This is a genomic window from Plantactinospora soyae, from assembly GCF_014874095.1.
In the GTDB taxonomy this organism is placed as follows: Bacteria; Actinomycetota; Actinomycetes; order Mycobacteriales; family Micromonosporaceae; genus Plantactinospora; species Plantactinospora soyae.
Genome location: NZ_JADBEB010000001.1, coordinates 7,123,403 through 7,139,991, shown reverse-complemented (window position 1 = coordinate 7,139,991; position 16,589 = coordinate 7,123,403). Strand labels below are relative to the sequence as shown.

At 69.5% G+C, this 16,589-nt stretch carries 13 protein-coding genes; 5 read left to right on the top strand and 8 right to left on the bottom strand.

The window, feature by feature from the left end; all coding sequences use genetic code 11:
- The first annotated feature begins 16 nt into the window (after window positions 1-16).
- From H4W31_RS31225 to H4W31_RS31210, 4 genes are all read left to right on the top strand, one after another.
- Window positions 17-1,060, top strand: a complete 1,044-nt coding sequence (locus tag H4W31_RS31225) for a taurine ABC transporter substrate-binding protein (RefSeq protein ID WP_192769900.1) — start codon at window positions 17-19, stop codon at window positions 1,058-1,060.
- A complete protein-coding gene (locus H4W31_RS31220; RefSeq protein ID WP_192769899.1) occupies window positions 1,044-1,880 on the top strand; it encodes an ABC transporter ATP-binding protein in 837 nt (278 codons plus the stop codon). The genes H4W31_RS31225 and H4W31_RS31220 overlap by 17 nt, the downstream gene beginning before the upstream one ends.
- Window positions 1,877-2,737 (top strand): TauD/TfdA dioxygenase family protein, encoded by an 861-nt coding sequence (locus H4W31_RS31215; protein WP_192769898.1) that lies wholly within the window; start codon window positions 1,877-1,879, stop codon window positions 2,735-2,737. The genes H4W31_RS31220 and H4W31_RS31215 overlap by 4 nt, the downstream gene beginning before the upstream one ends.
- A gap of 100 nt (window positions 2,738-2,837) precedes the next feature.
- On the top strand, window positions 2,838-5,294 hold the full coding sequence (locus H4W31_RS31210) for a M14 family zinc carboxypeptidase (RefSeq protein ID WP_192769897.1): 2,457 nt from the start codon (window positions 2,838-2,840) through the stop codon (window positions 5,292-5,294).
- 99 nt (window positions 5,295-5,393) lie between these two features.
- On the opposite strand, the gene H4W31_RS31205 is transcribed toward H4W31_RS31210, so the two are convergent.
- The 4 genes from H4W31_RS31205 to H4W31_RS31190 form a co-directional block, all read right to left on the bottom strand.
- Entirely contained in the window at window positions 5,394-5,813 is a 420-nt protein-coding gene (locus H4W31_RS31205) for a VOC family protein (RefSeq protein WP_192769896.1), read from the bottom strand.
- A 118-nt stretch (window positions 5,814-5,931) separates the two neighbouring features.
- Entirely contained in the window at window positions 5,932-6,849 is a 918-nt protein-coding gene (locus H4W31_RS31200; RefSeq protein WP_192769895.1) for an alpha/beta fold hydrolase, read from the bottom strand.
- 93 nt (window positions 6,850-6,942) lie between these two features.
- A complete protein-coding gene (locus tag H4W31_RS31195) occupies window positions 6,943-7,818 on the bottom strand; it encodes an alpha/beta fold hydrolase (protein ID WP_192769894.1) in 876 nt (291 codons plus the stop codon).
- Window positions 7,819-8,373: 555 nt separating this feature from the next.
- Window positions 8,374-9,201 (bottom strand): SAM-dependent methyltransferase, encoded by an 828-nt coding sequence (locus H4W31_RS31190; RefSeq protein ID WP_192769893.1) that lies wholly within the window; start codon window positions 9,199-9,201, stop codon window positions 8,374-8,376.
- Window positions 9,202-9,513: 312 nt separating this feature from the next.
- Between H4W31_RS31190 and H4W31_RS31185 the strand changes: the two genes are divergently transcribed.
- A complete protein-coding gene (locus H4W31_RS31185) occupies window positions 9,514-10,500 on the top strand; it encodes a DUF4331 family protein (RefSeq protein ID WP_192769892.1) in 987 nt (328 codons plus the stop codon).
- 102 nt (window positions 10,501-10,602) lie between these two features.
- Here the strand turns inward: H4W31_RS31185 and H4W31_RS31180 are convergent, their stop codons facing one another.
- The 4 genes from H4W31_RS31180 to H4W31_RS31165 all read right to left on the bottom strand — a co-directional run bounded on the left by H4W31_RS31180 (window position 10,603) and on the right by H4W31_RS31165 (window position 16,337).
- Window positions 10,603-12,300, bottom strand: coding sequence for an alpha/beta hydrolase (locus H4W31_RS31180; RefSeq protein WP_192769891.1), 1,698 nt, complete (start codon window positions 12,298-12,300; stop codon window positions 10,603-10,605).
- A gap of 287 nt (window positions 12,301-12,587) precedes the next feature.
- On the bottom strand, window positions 12,588-13,835 hold the full coding sequence (locus tag H4W31_RS31175; protein ID WP_192769890.1) for an MFS transporter: 1,248 nt from the start codon (window positions 13,833-13,835) through the stop codon (window positions 12,588-12,590).
- Between the two features lie 154 nt (window positions 13,836-13,989).
- On the bottom strand, window positions 13,990-15,210 hold the full coding sequence (locus H4W31_RS31170) for an FAD-dependent monooxygenase (RefSeq protein WP_192769889.1): 1,221 nt from the start codon (window positions 15,208-15,210) through the stop codon (window positions 13,990-13,992).
- A 242-nt stretch (window positions 15,211-15,452) separates the two neighbouring features.
- Window positions 15,453-16,337, bottom strand: a complete 885-nt coding sequence (locus tag H4W31_RS31165) for an RNA polymerase sigma-70 factor (RefSeq protein WP_192769888.1) — start codon at window positions 16,335-16,337, stop codon at window positions 15,453-15,455.
- Between the last annotated feature and the right edge of the window lie 252 nt (window positions 16,338-16,589).

The following is a 16,589-nucleotide window of genomic DNA, read 5'->3' as shown; positions in this document are numbered from 1 at the left end:
ACGAAGTGGAGCAGCCGTGCACCGACGTCCCCACCCGCTCACCGCGATCCTCGCGGCCATCCTGGTGATCAGTGGCTCCACCGGCTGCGGCGACGGAGCCGCCAGTGGCGGCGACCCGCAGGAGAAGTCGATCCGGATCGCCTACCAGGCGTTTCCCAGCGGTGACCTGATCGTGAAGAACCACCGCCTGCTGGAGAAGGCGCTGCCGGACTACGAGATCACCTGGACCAAGTTCGACTCCGGGGCCAGCATCAACACCGCGTTCGTGGCCGGGAGCCTCGACATCGCCGCCATCGGCTCGAGTCCGGTGGCCCGGGGTCTCTCCGCCCCGCTGAACATCCCGTACCAGGTGGCCTTTGTGCTCGACGTCGCCGGCGACAACGAGGCGCTCGTCGCCCGCAACGGCACCGGCATCAACGCGGTGGCCGACCTGCGTGGAAAGAAGGTCGGTACGCCGTTCGCCTCGACGGCGCACTACAGCCTGCTCGCCGCGCTGGCCCGCGCGGGCGTCAAGGAATCCGACGTCGACATCGTCGACCTGGAACCGCAGGACATCCTCGCGGCCTGGAACCGGGGCGACCTCGACGCCGCCTACTCCTGGCTGCCGTCGCTGGACGAACTCAAGAAGAGCGGCAAGGTGCTGCTGACAAGCCGTGAGTTGGCCACCGCCGGCAAGCCGACGCTCGATCTCGGCGTCGTCTCCACCGCGTTCGTACAGGCGCATCCCGAGGCCGTCGACGCCTGGCGCAAGGTAGAGGCCGAGGCGCTCGACCTGATCGCCGACGACCCCGATGCCGCGGCGGACGCGGTCGGTAAGGAACTGAACATCAGTACCGCCGACGCCAAGCACCAACTCGGCCAGGGAGTGTTCCTCAAGCCCGCGGACCAGGCCAGCCCGGAGTGGCTCGGTACACCGGACCAGGTCGGTGCGCTCGCCCGGAACCTGCTGGCGGCTGCCGAGTTCCTGAAGGCCCAGAACAAGATCGATGCGGTGCCGGACCTGGACAGGATCGAGAAAGCCATCTACAACAAGGGACTGCCGGATGTCCTCGCGTCCTGAGCGGTCCTCGGCGGCCACCGCGAGCCCGGCGCTGGCGGTGGAGGTACGCGACGTCGAACACCGGTACGGCACCGGCCCGGACGCGGTTCCGGCGGTCGGCCCGATCACCCTGGACGTGCCGGCGGGTGCCTTCGTGGTGCTGGTGGGCGCCTCCGGATGCGGCAAGAGCACCCTGCTGCGGCTGATCGCCGGCTTCGAGCGACCCACCGCCGGTGACGTGTTCACCGGTGGCGCCACACCGACCCCGGGGCGTGGCGCTGGCCTGGTGTTCCAGCAACCACGCCTGCTTCCCTGGAAGACCGTTGCCGGCAACGTCGCCCTCGCGCTGCGGTACGCCGGCGTGCCCCGCGAGCAACGGGTCCGTCGGGTGCCCGAACTACTCGCCCGGGTCGGCCTGCACGACGTCGCGCAGCGGCGGACCTGGCAGATCTCCGGAGGGCAGCAGCAGCGGGTCGCCATCGCCCGCGCCCTGGCGGTCGACAGCCCCCTGCTGCTGCTCGACGAGCCGTTCGCCGCGCTCGACGCCCTCACCCGCGAACGCCTGCAGGAGGATCTGCGCCAGGTCAGCGTCGAGACCGGTCGTACCTGTGTGTTCGTCACGCACAGCGTCGACGAGGCCGTGTACCTCGGCAGCAGAGTGGTCGTGTTGACCAGCCGCCCCGGACGCGTCGCGCTGGACCTCGACATCGACCTGCCGCGTACCGGGATCGAGCCGGACGAGCTTCGTGGCCTGCCCGGGTACGCGACCCTGCGCGCCACCATCGGCCACGCCGTACGGGCCGCGGCCGGAACGTCCACACTGCCGGGAGGACCAGCATGACCGACACGATCGTCAACCTCGCCCTCGACCCGCTCGGCCCGCACTTCGGCGCCGAGGTCGTCGGACTCGACCTCGACCGGGCCTCCGACGAGGAACTCGCCGCGGTCCGGGCCGCCCTGGTCGACCGGAAGGTGCTGTTCTTCCGGGGACAGGATCTGGACGACGACGCGCAGGTCCGGCTCGGCCGCCGGCTCGGCGAACTGACCGCCTCCCATCCGGTGGTGGGTGGCGTGGACGAGGCACATCCCGAGGTGTACGCGCTCGACAGCACCGACAACGGTTTCGCCGACGTGTGGCACACCGACGTCACGTTCATGCCCAGGCCACCTCTTGGTTCCATCCTGCGCGCCGTAACGCTTCCGGACGGCGGCGGGGACACCAGTTGGGCGGACAGCCAACTCGGCTACGACTCGCTCGCCGGACCGGTCCGGCAGTTGGTCGACCAGCTCACCGCCGTACACGACGGCAACCGGGAGTTCGGCTACTACCTGGCCCAGCGGCGCGGCGGCAGGGGCAGCGTCTGGGACGGCGCGGTCGTCACCCGGCTCGACCCGGTCGAACATCCGGTCGTCCGGGTCCATCCCGAGACCGGCCGGAAGGGCCTCTTCGTCAATCCCGGCTTCACCTCCCACATCGTCGGGGTGTCCGATGCGGAGAGCCGGGCAATCCTGGACCTGCTCTACGCTCACCTGACCAAGCCCGAGCACATCGTCCGGCACCGGTGGCGTACCGGCGACGTGGCGATGTGGGACAACCGCAGCACCGCCCACTACGCCAACCGCGACTACGGCACCGCGCACCGGGTGATGCACCGGATCACCCTGCGCGGCGACCGCCCCTACGGCCCCTCCGACTGAGGCCGTTCCACCCCTGCGGGCGTGCACCGAGGCCGTAGTGCCGGCCCCGGGCGCGTCCGCGTGTCACCCACCGCCCCACCCCGACAGGAGATCCGCCTGCATGGCCAGAAGACCCCTTTTCAGGTTCGCCGTCGCCACGGTGACCGTCTCGTTGATCGGAACGGCCGGCTGGCTCCCGCCGGCCGCCGCGGCCCCACCACCGCTGTCGGCGAGCACCGCCGGCCAGGCCGAGATCGGCGGCTTTCCCCGCCGGGCCGTCCTGCCGGTCTGGCCGGACAACCCCGCCGACGCCTCGATTCCGATCGGGGTCACCCCGTACGACGACATCGCGCCGAAGCTGAACGCGTTGCAGGCGGGAAGCGACCGGGTCTCCGCCCGGGTGGCCGGCAGCTCCGCCGGAGGCTACGACCTGTATGCCGTGACCGTCACCGCACCGGAGACCCGGGCCGAGGCGCGGCAGCAGGACGCGTGGCGGCGGCTCATCGAGGAGGAGCCGTCGAGGGCACAGCGTGACCGGCGGTTGCGTGCGGAATACAAGACGCCGTTGTTCGTCAACGCCAACATCCACGGCAACGAGTGGGAGGGCACCGACGCGGCCCTGCGGGTCATCGAGGAGTACGCGACCAGCACCGATCCCGAGGTGCTCCGGCTGCTCCGCCGTAACCGGCTGGTCTTCAACGTCACGTCGAACCCCGACGGGCGGGTGGCCGGCACCCGGGCCAACGCGGCGGGCTACGACCTGAACCGGGACCTGACGATCGTCTCGCAGCCCGAGACGACGCTGATCCGCGAGCTGATCATCGACACGAAGCCGATCATCACGCTCGACCTGCACGGGTACGTCAACCCGACGCTGCTGCACCCGAGCACGCCGCCGCACAACGTCAACAACGAGTACGACCTGTACATCAAGCACGGCCTGCCGAACGCGCTGGCGATCGAGGAGGGCCTGCGCGACCTGGGGTACCCGGAGACGTCCCGGGCCAGGATCCCGTTCCGGGATGACGAACCCGGGGTATGGGACGACTTCCCGCCGATCTACGTGCCGTCGTTCGCCATGTTGCAGAGCAGCATCCCGTACACGATCGAGGCGCCGCTGAACCCGCGCGGCGGCGGTCTGACCCCGGAGGAGCGGGTCCGGCGCTCGCGGATCAACACCGACGTGCACGAGGTGGCGATCAAGACGTCGCTGCGGTACATCCAGGACCACCGGGCTGAGGTGCTGAACGACCAGGCGGAGGTCTACCGCCGTGGCTGGGCCGGCGAGCCGCTGCGTGACCTTCCGGACGGCTATGTCCCCGGCTGGGGACCCGAGGACGACTACCGGACGACGTTCCCCCGCTCCTACGTCATCCCCACCGGGCCCGGACAGCACTCCGAGACCGCCGCGGCCCGCCTGGTCGACCTGCTGGTGACCAGCGGCGGCCGGGTCTGGCGCGCGAAGAAGGGGTTCACCGCCGGCGGCCGGAGCTACCGGGCCGGCGCCTACGTCGTGGACCTGCACCAGCCGAAGCGGGGCCTGGTGAACTCACTGCTGGAGCCCGGGATCGACATCACCGACCGGGTGGACGACCTCTACGCCGGCCCGGCGGCCTGGAGCCATGGCCTGACCTGGGGAGCCACCGTCGACACGCTGTGGCACGAACTGCCCCGGGTACGCCTGGAGCGGACCTACGGCGGCGAGACCGACGGCGGTGTGCCCAGCGGCGGCGGCGACCTGCGGCTGGACATCCAGGATGCCGCAGACCTGCTCGCGGTCAACTCCCTGCTGGCCCAGGGCGTCCCGGTGTACCGGCTGGCGGACGGGTCGGTCGCTGTCGCATCGACGGCGAGCAGTCGCCGGCTGGCGACGGCCGAGGCGCGCCGGCACGGCGTCACCTTCGGACCCGCACCCGGGCACTGGCGAGGCACCCGGCTGGACGATGTCGTCGTCGGCTACCTCGGCTCGGTCGAGGAACGGGACACGCTGCGCGCCATCGGCGTCGAACCTCGTGCCCTGACCACCGCGACGCTGGCCACCACCCTGACGGAGGCGGTCGACGTCCTGCTCGTCGGCAGCAGCCTCAATCTGGCGGACCTGTCCGTCGAGAATCGCGCGGCGCTGGACGCGTTCCTCGCCCGGGGCGGTGGCGTCGTCGGCCTGGGCACCGCCGGGGCGAACTTCAGCAACGCGGCGTCGCTGCTCAGCGTCACCGCCAATGCGGGACCCAGCCTGGCCAGCGGCGTCGTCAACGTGGTGAACGGTGGGGGACCGGTGACCGCCGGTGCCATCCCGCACTCGTTCATCAGCCAGCCCGTCTGGTTCACCAACCTGGGCGCGGGCGCCACGGTCGAGCAGTCGTACGCCACCGATCCGCTGCTCGCCGGCTGGTGGGCGGCGAACGCGACGGGTACGGGTGGGCAGGCCGCGGCGGCCGGCCAGGCCAGCATCGTTCGCGGCGTGACCGCAGCGGGTAACGGGGTGGTGCTGTTCGGCACGAATCCCACGTTCCGGCTGCACCCGAAGGGTTTGCAGTCCCAGTTCGGCCGGGCCGTGCTCTGGGCCGCGCAGCGGTGATCTGGACGGTACGCCGACGTTGACCGCGTCGCCGTGGACCCCGCTGCCGGACCTGGCGGGGTCCACGGCGACGACCAGGCCCATCGCATCCCCGCGGGATCAGAGCCCCTGCCCGATCTCGACGAGATAGCCGTCGGGGTCGCGCAGATAACACCGGATCTCCGTGCCGTGGTCCTTCGGCTCGGTGATGAAGTCCGCGCCGCGAGACTTCCACTCCTTGTAGAGCTTCCGGATGTCGGTGACCCGAACGTTCATCGCACAGCTCAGGGTATTGGAGTCCTTCGGTGCCATGGCCTGCACCGTCGGCTTGTCGTCGGTTGGGCCACCCTCGACGTTGATGATGATGTAGCTGTTGAAGAACTTCATGATCAACGGATTGGCGTCGTGTACGCAGGTAGCGCCGAATACTCGCTCGTAGTATTCGCGTGACCGATCGATATCGCGAACAATCAGCAAGGTGGCGAGGAACATCCCGTCCTTGGGTGTGAAATAGTCAGGTGCCGCGTCGGCCAAAGTCACAGCTACCCCCTCGTACTGCGCCGATCTGAAGATTCGGGACGATGTCGGCCTTCCCGAAGGAGGCGGGCCCAAACCCCTCCCCGAGCCATAAGGGCGGCTGCGTGGCCCTAGGATGCGGTCAGGCGACACGTTCGTCGAAGAAGCGGTCGATCACCGCCACGACATCGTCGATGCTGTCCTCGACGATGAAGTGTCCTGAGTCGAGCGAGAGCAGTTCTGCGTCGGGGAGGTCCCGGAGGTACATTTCACCCGCGGACGGCACGAAGAAGATGTCGTTGCAGCCCCACAGGATCAGAGTCTTCGGTTGGTACCGGCGCGCGGATTCCTGCCACTTCGGGAACAGCGCCACGTTGCTGCGGAAGTCGTAGAACAGGTCCATCTGAGCCTGTTTGGCGTTCTGTCGGGCGAGGAAGAACGAATCCATGTTCCAGTTGTCCGGACTCAGCGTCTCCGGGTTCTTGTGCCCGTGGGTGTACACGAGCTTGACGCCATCGGGTTCCAGGAACGACATCATCGCCTGCTCGGTCTCCGGGCTCCGGTTGCTCCACAAGGCTTTGAAGGGGTCCCAGGCCGGACTCAGGCCCTCTTCGTACGCGTTCGCGTTCTGGATGATCTGCCACTGGAGCCAGTCCCGGTGCCGGTCGACGAGCCGATTCCCGATCGCACCTCCGTACCCCTCCATGTAGATGCCCATCGACCCGGTGAAGTCGACCTCGTGGAGGAGTTGGTCGACGATCTCGGTGAGATGCTCGAAGGTGTAGGCGAAACTGGACGGGTCCGGGACGCCGGTATTGCCGAATCCGGGATAGTCGGGCGCGAGGAGGTGGAACCGGTCCGCCAGTGCGGGCATCAGGTTCCGGTACTGGTGCGACGACGCGGGATAGCCGTGCAGGAGCAACAGTTTGGGAGAGCCGATCGACCCCGCCTCGCGGTAGAACACATCCACCCCGGCCACGGTCGCCGTCCTGTGCACCACCGAACTGGGCCTCGATTGCGCCGTGGTCTTGGTGGTCGGTCGGGGGTCGATTCTTGTCATCGTGTTTCCTTCGGGTGGGTCCAGTCAAACTCCGGTCCATCGGCTGAATCGTGCGGGCTCGACGTGGAGACTCGGGCGGGCGTCATGCCACTGTCACTTCAGGAAGTCCAGGAGTTGGCGTGCGGTCTCCTCGGGGGCCTCCTCCGGAATGAAATGCCCGACCGGCACCGGACCGCCGCGAACGTCGTCCGCCCACTCCCGCCAGATGGCGAGCGGGTCGTCGTAGAGTTTTGCCACCGAACCCCGTTCGCTCCAGAGGAACAACACCGGACAGGCGATCTTCCGGTTGCCGTGGTCCGCCTCGTCCCGTTGGTAGTCGAGCGTCGCGGCGGCGCGGTACTCCTCGCAGATCGCGTGCACGGTTGCGGGGTCGGTGAACTTCTTGACGTACTCGGCGCGCACCTGCGCCGGAAAGGCATCCTTCACCTCGGGCCAGGTATCGAGCATGAAGTCGACGAGCAGGGCCGGTGCCGCGCCGATGAACTGTTCGGGCACCGGTTCCGGTGCGGCCAGGAAGGACCAGACCCAGTACCCCAGGCTGAACTTCATCTCGGCACGGCGGTACGCGTCGCCGGTAGGAACGACGTCCATGACGGCGAGCCGGGTGACCGTCTCCGGTTCGTCGAGCGCGAGCCGGTACGCACACCGTGCACCGCGATCGTGTCCGGCGAGCCTGAACTGGTCGTAGCCCAGGCTCCGCATGACCTCGACCTGGTCGTGCGCGGTCGCGCGCATGCTGTACGGCTCGTGGTCGGCGGTGCTGGGCGGCTTGCCGCTGTCGCCGTAGCCGCGCAGGTCGGTGGCGACGACGGTGTAGTGCTCGGCGAGCTGGGGCGCCACCCGGTGCCACATGAGATGCGTTTCCGGAATGCCGTGCAGGAGGAGTACCGGAGGCCCGCTGCCACCACGGCGCCCGTGAATCGTCGTGCCGGACGTGGTGATGTCGAATTCGTCGAAACCGTCAAACATGAGCCACGAACCTTCCTCCGCCCGGGATGTCTGGACCGCCCGCTCCACCGCGTGGAACCGAGGCGATGACAGCACGGCAGGAACTCCCGGCAGCGGACCCGTACCCCCGCTGGGTCAGGTCCCCTGAGCAGCGACGGCCGGGGTGAGCAGCCCGCAGTCGACAAGGGCCTGGCCTGACCGTAGCAGTGCGCGAAAGGAGCGGACCGGGCTTCGCGGGATCCGGCCGGCGGCAGGGAGCGCCGACGGGCCGGCCGGTGAGAAGGGCCGCCACCGCCGACCGCGTACCGTGCGTGGGCCGAATCGGAGCGGTTCGCGACTGTGGCCGGGGCCCGAGTTCACTCCATGGGGTTCACTCCAAGGGGTGGTTCAGCGGGGAGTCGGACCCGGGACGCCGCAGTTCCCGGTAGGGCGTCGCGGATCAGCCGAGGAAGTGCCCGGCCAGGGAAGAGTCCCCGCGTTCACGGCGGTGCATCGCGATGAGCCACCGGCGGTCGCGCCACGGCCCACCCCGCGCGGGTGGGCCGAAGCGGCGGTAACCATTCCCCGGGCGACGGCTCAGGCTTTGCGCCCGACCAGACCGTACTGTGGCACCTGCGCCGGCAGTGCGCCGTCGGCGTCGGCCTCGGCTCGCCACACCGCACACGACACCAGCCCCGGCTCGACCAGTTCCAGTCGCTGGACGAGTCGGGCGAGCTCGGCACCGCTGCGAGCGCAGATCTTCGGGGTGGCGTGCTGGTTGTAGTACGCCATCGCGGCGACGTTTCCCTCGCCGCCGAGTTCGGTCGTCGGGTGGGTGAGGGCGAGGTAACTGCCGGACGGCACCGCGTCCAACAGCCGGTCCACGATGGTCCCGACCTGCTCGGTGTCCTGGACGAAGTTGAGGACGCCGAGCAACATGATCGCGATCGGCTGGTCGAAGTCGAGCGTCCCGGCGGCCCGGCGCAGGATCGTGTCAGGGTCGCGGACGTCGGCCTCGATGTAGTCGGTCGCCCCCTCGGGGTTGCTGGTCAGCAACGCCCGTGCGTGTACCAGCACGAGCGGATCGTTGTCGACGTAGACGATGCGGGATTCCGGAGCGACCGCCTGGGCGACCTCGTGGGTGTTGTCGGCGGTCGGCAGGCCGGTCCCGATGTCGAGGAACTGGCGGATGCCAGCCTCCCCGGCCAGAAAGCGGGCGGCTCGGGCCAGAAACGCCCGGTCCGCGCGGGCCACCGCATCGATGTGCGGGACCATCTTCCGGATCTGGTGCCCCACCTCGCGGTCGATCTCGTAGTTGTCCTTGCCACCCAGCCAGTAGTCCCAGATCCTCGCGTTGTGCGCCACTGTCGTGTCGATCCCCGAACCGGGCCGATCAGCCTTGTTGACGCTGGGGCTCTGCGACACGCTCGACTCCTCATACCGTGGTTGGCAGGTGGTGACGGGCAGCTTAGCGTTTCTCGGCTCAGCACACCGGAACGGTGTGTCGGGCCCGCCACCGAGGAGGCGCGCCGACCAGCCACGCCGCGATCTGCAAGCGAACGCGGACCAGATCCGTTCACCCGGTCGGGCGTGGGTTCACCAATCGCGTGCGGGCCGCCCGCGACCTCACTAGCGTCCGGTGATGAACAGGCCGGGCAGCCGTTCCCAGCGGCAATACGGCGTTGCTGAGTTGCGCTCCGCAACTGACACCCGCCTCTGACCGCCCAAGGAGCCGCCATGTCCAACCACTTCAGCGCCGACAACCTCGGGTTCCCCGGTGACGACCGTCGCCTCGACCTCACCGACCTGTACGTCTTCACCTCGACAGAGGATCCCGGCAAGACGGTTCTGATCATCGATTCGAACCCGACCAGTGCTCCGCCCCCGATACCGGAGCCCACCACCGGTCCGGAGTTCTACCCCGGCGCCGTCTACCGGATCAACGTCGACACCGACGGCGACGCGCAGGCCGACATCGCGTTCACGTTCACGTTCTCCGAGTACGACAACGGAACCCAGACCGGGACCGCCTGGTACGCCACCGGCCCCGAAGCCCGGCAGCCCGAGCCGACCGGCCAGGTGCTCGTCGAGTCCATCCCGGTCAGCTTCGACGGCACGGACCGCTCTGTCGTGGTCGACGAACCAGCGCGGATCCGGCTGTTCGCCGGGCTGCGCAGCGACCCGTTCTTCGCCGATGTCGAGGGTGCCCTGCACGGGATGAAATGGACCGGGCACGACGACTTCGCCGGCAACAACGTGGACTCCATCGTGCTGGAGGTGCCCACCGAGCTGCTCGGGCCCGGCCCGATGATCGGCGTCTGGGCATCGATCAGCCGGCGCCAGGACGGCGTACTGGAGCAGATGGACCGGGGCGGTAACCCGACCATAAACCCGTTCATCAATCCCAACGGGGAGAAGGACCGGTACAACTCCCGGCAACCCGCCGACGACGTCGCCAACTACCTCGGTCCGTGGTCGCAGATGCTGGAGAAGGGCGGCTACCCGCCGGAGGAGGCCAAAAAGGTCGCCATGCAGTGCCTGCCCGACATCCTCCGCTACGAGCCGGCCAAGCCGGTGGCCTACCCCAACGGACGGAAGCTCGTCGACGACGCCTTCAGCTATCGGTTCGGCTGGCTGACCCGTGGTCAGGTCCCCCCGACCGGCCTCCAGCCGCACGACGACATGCTGGCGCAGTTCCCCTACCTCGGCCCGCCCAACCCCTAGGGCCCGCCCCGCTCCACCGAGATCCGCGAGACACGCCCTAGCGGTACGAGGGGACGGGGCCGCCCCGTGACACCGTACGGGGTCACGGGGCGACCGGGGGTGTCAGCGGACGGGCCGGCCCGAGTTGACCAGGGCGATCCGCTCCCGCACCTGCTCGCGCAGTTCGGGCAGGCTCTCGGCGGACTGCCGGGCCGCCGAGTCGAGCTTCCGGTTGTCCTGCCGCACCGGGCCGCCGACCGGGTGCACCTCGGTTTCACCGGGCAGCGGTCGACCGGGGCAGGTGGTGTTGGACGGGCGCGAGTTGTGCAGCAGGAAGACGTTCACCATGCCGTCGACGCACGGGTTGCCGTCGAGCGCGTACTGGCCATGGAAGGTGGCGTCGTCGACCGAGACCATGCTGACACCGGGCGCCGCCCGGACCGCCGCCCGGGCCTGTTCGTAGCCGGTCTGCGGGTCGAACTCGGCCTGCACGACCAGGATCTTCGAGGCGGCCGCCGCGGGCAGGTTCGGCAGGGTCTGCCGGGGCGCGTCGGACCAGAATCCACACGGCTCGGAGATCCCGTACGCCCAGCCGAACAGCGGGTAGCTGGGGCCCTGCCGGTCGCTGAGGTTCCGGTACCAGGTGGCGGATTGGGTGGGCTGGTCGCCGCAGGCGACGGAGACCCGGGTGCCGGGGAACGTTACGTAGTCCTCCGGGACCTCGGTGGCGATCCGCCGGACCGTCAGTTCCGCCAGCGGTACGCCGTACTCCGCCCGTGCCAGCGCGTCCAGCTCGGTACGCAGCACGTCCGGTACGCCGGCCTCGGGGGTCTCGCCATTCATCTCCTGGGCCGCGAGCGTGAAGATCAGGGTGGCGAGAAGCCACTGGAACTCGTTGCCCATGCCGACGAACATGCCGTCGTAGTCGTCGCCGGCGACGCCCAGGGTCTGGACGTAGTCGCGGGCCTGCTCCCAGGTCCGCGCCGCCTCGGCCGGGGTGTCGCCGACGATCTCCGGGAACTGGCGTGCCGCCCAGGGCAGGTAGACGTCGTCGAGTTGCCGCTGCCCGATCATCGGGAACGCCTCGAAGGCGGCCTGCAGCCGGCCCTGCCAGTTGACGCTGGAGTCGAGCACCATCTTGCCGGCGCTGCTCGGGAAGAGCGAGGCGTACTTCGCGCCGAGCCAGGTGCCGTAGGAGTAGCCGAGATAGTTCAGCGTGGAGTCGCCCAGCAGTTGCCGGATGAGTTCCATGTCGTGCGCGCTCTGCCAGGTGGTGATGAACGGGGTCAGCGCCCTGCTCTGGCAGGCCTCGGCGATGGCCCGAGGTGCCTTCTGGTGCTCGGCGATGCTCTCCGGGGACCGGTCACGGGCATCGAGGTCGGTCCGGGTCGAGAGCCGGCCGATCGGGATCTCACACACCAGTCCCAACTGGTCCGGGGCGGTCCCACCCTCCTGGCCGGTGCCGCGCGGGTCCATGCCGACGAAGTCGTACCGCTCGTTCACGGTCGGCTGGAGCGCGGCCAGGGCCCCGGCCAGGGAACTGCCCTGACCTCCGGGGCCGCCCGGGTTGAGCAGGATGGCGCCCAGGCGCTCGCCGGTGGCCTTCGCCCGGCTGATCGAGACCCGCAGGTCGACGCCCGCGTCGGGCGCCGCCCAGTCGCGGGGAACGGTGACCAGGGCACACTCCGAGGGTCGCGCCTCCTCTCCGGGCGTGAACAGGCAGGTACCCCAACTGAGTTCCTGATCGAGATAGAGATCGAACGGGCTGGCGGCGGCTTGGGCCGCTACCGGGGTCGCGGCCAGGGCAAGGACCACGGTCACCGGTGTCACCACACTTCTGACGAGGCGGCGCACAGTACTCCCTCCAGAAGGAATCGGATGCAGGGAGCGTAACCATCCTTTTCCGGGCTGGTGACCACCATTGGGCTGAACTTGCACTTGCCGGCCTCATCCTCCTGGTCGAACCCCCAGGGTGGAGTACCCGGCCGGCGCCCACCCGCCGGCCGTACGTCGACCAGTCCCCGGGGCCGGCACGGGGGAGTGCCGATTCGCGACGGACGCTATGAAAAATCTTCAACCTCGCGTCGGGACGGATGGCACGGTGCCGGTCAGCCGACTGTCGTGCCAGCGAGGGGAGCACGGGTTGAGGACGGCGGAACGGGAGCGGAAGGAGCATGCGCGCGAGCCTGGAGCAGGCGGCCGGAAGCCGCCGCGAGCGCGACGGCGAAGAGGCCGGCGGCAGCCGGGACGATGAAGGCACCGGAGGCGCCCAGGGCGTCGGCGAGACGCCCCGCGACGGCGGCTCCGACCGCCACACCGGCCACCACGCCGGAGGCGACCAGGGTCATCACCGAGCCCGCCCGGTTCCGTGGCCCGGCCAGGATCGCCAGCCCACCGACCGCGATGAGGTAGGGCGCGCTCGTCACGCCCAGGACGGCGATCGCCACGAGCAGTCCGGCCAGCGATCCGGACAGCAGCATGGCCGAGCATCCGCCGACCGCCAGCGCGGCTGCGGCGCAGACGTACCGCCTGACGGGGCCGATCCGCGCCGGCAGCCATCCCGTCGCCAGGCCGGCGAGCGCACTGCCGACCCCGAGGACGGCGTAGATGAGCCCGGCCGAGCCGGGGTGGCCGGACTCGTCGGCGAACGCGGTCACCCCCGTCTGGGTGGCACCGAAGACCATCCCGACCGCCAGCATCGCGAGCACCAGGATCGTCAGGGGACCCAGCGGCAGGCGCGGGCGCGCGGGGCCGGCGAAGGGCACCCGTACCACGGGTGGAGCCGTGTGGTGCAGGGCGAACGGGATCGCGAAGAGCAGCGTCAGGCCGGCGGCGACCACCAGCGGCAGCCCGGCCGGCCCCGTCACCGTGATCAGGCCGACGATGGCCGGACCAGCCATGTACGACAGCTCGTCCGCCACGCCCTCGTAGGAGAGCGCGGTACCCAGCGTCCGGCCCTGTCCCCGGTCGCCGAGCAGAACCCACCATCTGACCCGTACGAGTGGACCGATCTGGGGAGTCGCGAAGCCGGCCACGGCGGCGGCCACGGCGACCGCCACGGTGCTGTGGACCATGACGACGACCCCGACGAGGGCCGCCGCGTCGACGACGGCCGTGACCAGGCCGACGGACCGCTGTCCGAAACGGTCGACGAGGGAGCCCACGACCGGACCGCCGATCGCGGCGCCGACACCGTACGCGGCCGCCACGGCACCGGCGACGGCATAGCTACCGGTGGCCGCGACGACGAGGGTGATGACGCCGAGCGGGGCCATCGCGGCGGGCAGCCGGGCGAGGAAGGAGGTGAGCAGGAATCCGGGACCGGTGGCGTGCACCAGCGCGCGGTAGTGGGCCATGCAGGGCTCCGTGGGGCAGGAGGTTGTGCATGCCGTCCCACCCAACCGGCATGCCCCTTGCGGCCCTGTGCTGCCCGTCAGCGTAGCCGGTCGCGCCGCGACGACGCGGTCGGCCCGACCTGACCAACCCGGACCTCGGATCAGTCATTCAGCTCTACGCGGCGGAAATGTCGAGATCCTTCTTCGAGAAGATCGGGCTCCGCTTGATGTTCCAGTCGGCGATCGACCCGATGGCTGGCAGGGGGACGAACATGAGTAGCCGGAACACCCTGTCGATCAACGTCGGCGGAAGAAACAGCTTCTGCGTCAGGGGCAGCGAGGACTGCTGTTCCTCGACGAAGGGGCGAAGCCGGGCCTCCCACGCGAACAGTGCCCGGGTGAGGGAGGTGGGGTGTTGCTCCAGCATCGTGCCGAGCAGGTCGGCACCGGCAAGGGCACTCGAGACGCCCATGCCGACGAACAACGTCGGGCAGGCTGCCGCGTCGCCCAGCAGGACGACCCGGCCGTTGTGCCAGCGTGGCATGACCACCTCGTCGGCGCTGTCGAACAGGACCGTGTCGGCGCGTTCGTACTCGTGCAGCATGTGGCCGAGGACGGGGCCGAGCGACGTACGGCCGAAGGCTCGGCGGAGGGATTCCGCGGGTGAGCGGCGGAACTCCGCGTCGATGTTCTTCGTGCGGTAGCTGAACATGATCGACGGGGCGGACTCGCCGACCATCGGAAACGTCCAGGCGCAGCGCCCAGGGGCGGTGTAGGCGAGGCCCTCGTGCGGCAGAAAGCCGGGAACCTGCTCGCGCATGAGTGCGGCGGCGGTCATGTAGCCAGTCGGCCTGAGAAACTGCTGGTGCGGACCGAACACCAGCGATCGCACGGTGGAGCGGACGCCGTCGGCGCCGACGACGAGGTCGAACGCCTCGGTACTCTCGGCACCCGTTTCTGTGTTGCGCAGGGTGACCGTGGCGCCGTACTCGTCCTGTCCGATGGCGGTGGGTGTGGTCGAGTAGCGCACCTGCGTCTGTGCGGGGAGCGCTTCGAAGAGGGCGGTTTCGACGTGACCGCGGAGCATCATCCGGGGCGGGCGGGCCAGGGCCTCGAAACCCAGTCCCGGCATGCGTCGCCCGGACCCCAGGACCTCGTTGGTCTTCTGGTCCTCGTACTGGAGGGTCGGCACGGCGTCGCCGATGCCGAGCCGCTCGGCCGCGGCAACGCCCGCGCCGTAGACGAGGACGAAGTAGCCTCCGGATCGCCGTGCGACGGAACGCTCGACGATCACGGTTTCCCAGCCGGCTTCGTGGAGTCTGATCGCGGCGGCCATGCCGGCGACGCCGAGACCTACGATGAGGACCCGCTTGTCGGAGCCGCTCGATTGTTTCATTGCTTGCCACCTTTCATTGTCGCTGAATCCACGCGACGCATCCCCACGCGCACGCGTTGACGTCCGGCCCGCCGTTGCGGGACGCGGTTGGTATCGAGGAAATGGGTGAGGCCAGGCCAGGGCCGAGAGAACAACGAGGTCCGGGACACAGTTCGTGACAGCCGGCCCCACTCTGTGACGGCGCGAACAGCCGGGTAGGACCACGCCGGCCCTGCGGGGAGTTGGTGTCGGGCCACCGACGGTCAGCGCTGGAAGCGGGTCAGCTTCCGCGGGTTGAGGACGATCAGCACGCGTTCGATTCCGGCCGGTGAGGCGTCGATGGTGACCAGCGCGATGGCTGTGCCATTCCCCGACACGAGGATCGCGGCCTGGCCGTTGGATTCGACGATCTCCATCGTCAGGTCGGGGCCGAACTTCGGGATCAGCCCCAGGACGTAACGCGCGACGTTGTCGCGGCCGACCACGGGTACCCGGGCGGCCCGGACGGTACCGCCGCCGTCGGCGTAGGAGACGGCTGTCTCGGCGAGCAGTTTCTCGAGTTGGTTCAGGTTTCCGGACCGCGCGGCGGCGAGGAACGCGTGCAGCAGGCGACCGTGGTCCGCGCGGGCGACCGGATCATGTCGCTCCTGGGCCAGATGGGTACGGGCGCGTCGACCGAGCTGTCGCGCGTTCGCCTCGGTGACGCCGAGAACCTCGCCGATCTGCCGGAACGGGTAGTCGAAGGCCTCGCGCAGTACGTACACGGCCCGTTCGGTCGGTGTGAGCCGTTCCAGCAGGAGCAGTACGGCGAGTTCGAGCGACTCGTTCCGTTCGGCCTGGAACATCGGGTCGGCGGACGTGTCGACGGGCTCGGGTAACCACTGCCCGGAGTACCGCTCGCGTCGGGCGCGAGCCGATGTCGCGGCGGTGAGCGCGAGCCGCGAGGTCGCGGTGACCAGGAAGCCGATCGGGTCCCGTACCTGGCTGCGATCGGTCTGCTGCCACCGGAGCCAGGCGTCCTGCACGATGTCCTCCGCCTCCGCGACGCTGCCGAGCATCCGGTAGGCGATGCCGAAGAGTCGGGGACGGACCGTGTCGAACACCTCTAACGCGTCGATCAGAGTCCCCTCTGCCGCTCGCCTCACCATGACCACTCGCCTCGTCCCTTTTATCACTAGTCAAGCGAATTAATCCGGATTGTCACTGATCTCGTCGCCGTCCCTGGAGCCGGACGAGGCGCAGCATCCGCGAACTGGACCGAGCGGCACCGCGATTCGTGACAGCGGAGCCCGTCGGACGGTGATCTGTCACGAACCGGTGGGCTGCTCGGTCCGTAACTGGTGACCCACGCCCCCGCCCCGGGGCACGGACATTCGGCCGCCGGACGCGCCGGCCGGCCC

Coding starts and splice junctions, on each gene's coding strand:
- H4W31_RS31220 (WP_192769899.1), top strand. CDS start 1,044: ATGTCCTCGCGTCCTGAGCGGTCCTCGGCGGCCACCGCGAGCCCGGCG.
- H4W31_RS31215 (WP_192769898.1), top strand. CDS start 1,877: ATGACCGACACGATCGTCAACCTCGCCCTCGACCCGCTCGGCCCGCAC.
- H4W31_RS31210 (WP_192769897.1), top strand. CDS start 2,838: ATGGCCAGAAGACCCCTTTTCAGGTTCGCCGTCGCCACGGTGACCGTC.
- H4W31_RS31200 (WP_192769895.1), bottom strand. CDS start 6,849: ATGACAAGAATCGACCCCCGACCGACCACCAAGACCACGGCGCAATCG.
- H4W31_RS31195 (WP_192769894.1), bottom strand. CDS start 7,818: ATGTTTGACGGTTTCGACGAATTCGACATCACCACGTCCGGCACGACG.
- H4W31_RS31185 (WP_192769892.1), top strand. CDS start 9,514: ATGTCCAACCACTTCAGCGCCGACAACCTCGGGTTCCCCGGTGACGAC.
- H4W31_RS31175 (WP_192769890.1), bottom strand. CDS start 13,835: ATGGCCCACTACCGCGCGCTGGTGCACGCCACCGGTCCCGGATTCCTG.
- H4W31_RS31170 (WP_192769889.1), bottom strand. CDS start 15,210: ATGAAACAATCGAGCGGCTCCGACAAGCGGGTCCTCATCGTAGGTCTC.
- H4W31_RS31165 (WP_192769888.1), bottom strand. CDS start 16,337: ATGGTGAGGCGAGCGGCAGAGGGGACTCTGATCGACGCGTTAGAGGTG.